The organism is Tersicoccus solisilvae (genome assembly GCF_014643255.1).
Classification (GTDB): Bacteria; Actinomycetota; Actinomycetes; order Actinomycetales; family Micrococcaceae; genus Tersicoccus; species Tersicoccus solisilvae.
The window spans coordinates 1-1,757 of sequence record NZ_BMJI01000040.1 but is presented as its reverse complement, the minus strand read 5'-3'; the positions used below and the strand labels follow the sequence as shown (position 1 = coordinate 1,757).

Here is a 1,757-nt window from a genome sequence, read left to right as displayed (position 1 = left end):
GATCACTATGACCTGCTTTCGCACCTGCTCGACGTGTCTGTCTCGCAGTTAAGCTGGCTTATGCCATTACACTAACCGTACGATGTCCGACCGTACTTAGCCAACCTTCGTGCTCCTCCGTTACTCTTTGGGAGGAGACCGCCCCAGTCAAACTACCCACCAGGCACTGTCCCTAACCCCGATTAGGGGCCCAGGTTAGAACATCAACACTACAAGGGTGGTATTTCAAGGTTGACTCCAACAAGACTGGCGTCTCATCTTCACAGTCTCCCACCTATCCTACACATGTAGGGTCAATGTTCAGTGCCAAGCTATAGTAAAGGTTCACGGGGTCTTTCCGTCTAGCCGCGGGTATACGGCATCTTCACCGCAATTTCAACTTCACTGAGTCTCGGCTGGAGACAGCGTGGCCATCGTTACTCCATTCGTGCAGGTCGGAACTTACCCGACAAGGAATTTCGCTACCTTAGGATGGTTATAGTTACCACCGCCGTTTACTGGGGCTTCGATCATGAGCTTCTCCGAAGATAACCCAATCAATTAACCTTCCGGCACCGGGCAGGCGTCACACCGTATACGTCATCTTGCGATTTTGCACAGTGCTGTGTTTTTGATAAACAGTTGCAGCCACCTGGTATCTGCGACTGCCAGCAGCTTACGACGCGAGGTCTTCACCGCCGGCAGCGTACCTTCTCCCGAAGTTACGGTACCATTTTGCCTAGTTCCTTCAGCCGAGTTCTCTCAAGCGCCTTGGTATTCTCTACCCGACCACCTGTGTCGGTTTGGGGTACGATTCCTACTAACCTGAAGCTTAGAAGATTTTCCTGGAAGCATGGCATCAACCACTTCATCCCCGTAGGGACTCGTCATCAGCTCTCAGTGTATGTGTGCCCGGATTTGCCTAAGCACACCACCTACTACCTTAAACGCGGACAACCAACGCCGCGCTGGCCTAGCCTTCTCCGTCTCTCCATCGCAGTTAGCAGAAGTACGGGAATATTAACCCGTTTCCCATCGACTACGCCTTTCAGCCTCGCCTTAGGGGTCGACTCACCCTGCCCCGATTAACGTTGGACAGGAACCCTTGGTCTTTCGGCGAGGGGGTTTTTCACCCCCTTTATCGTTACTCATGTCAGCATTCGCACTTCTGATACCTCCAGCGTGGGTTACCCCTTCGCCTTCAACGGCTTACAGAACGCTCCTCTACCGCACTGATGCAAGCATCAGTACCCGTAGCTTCGGTGAATTGCTTAGCCCCGTTACATCTTCCGCGCAGGCCGACTCGACTAGTGAGCTATTACGCTTTCGTTAAATGATGGCTGCTTCTAAGCCAACATCCTAGCTGTCTAAGCCTTCCCACATCGTTTCCCACTTAGCAATTACTTTGGGACCTTAGCTGACGGTCTGGGTTGTTTCCCTTTTGACGACGGACGTTAGCACCCGCCGTCTGTCTCCCGGATAGCACTCTTTGGTATTCGGAGTTTGCAAAGGGTTGGTAAGTCGGGATGACCCCCTAGCCTTAACAGTGCTCTACCCCCAAAGGTGTTCGTCCGAGGCGCTACCTAAATAGCTTTCGAGGAGAACCAGATATCTCCCGGTTTGATTGGCCTTTCACCCCCAGCCACAAGTCATCCGCTAATTTTTCAACATTAGTCGGTTCGGTCCTCCAGTTGATGTTACTCAACCTTCAACCTGCCCATGGCTAGATCACCGGGTTTCGGGTCTACACCTAGCAACTAAACGCGCAGTTAACACTC

The 1,757-nt window shown here is 52.3% G+C and carries 1 rRNA gene; it reads right to left on the bottom strand.

Annotated elements, in window-relative coordinates:
- Nucleotides 1-1,757: ribosomal RNA gene (locus IEX22_RS16130) — 23S ribosomal RNA — on the bottom strand; the annotation flags it as partial.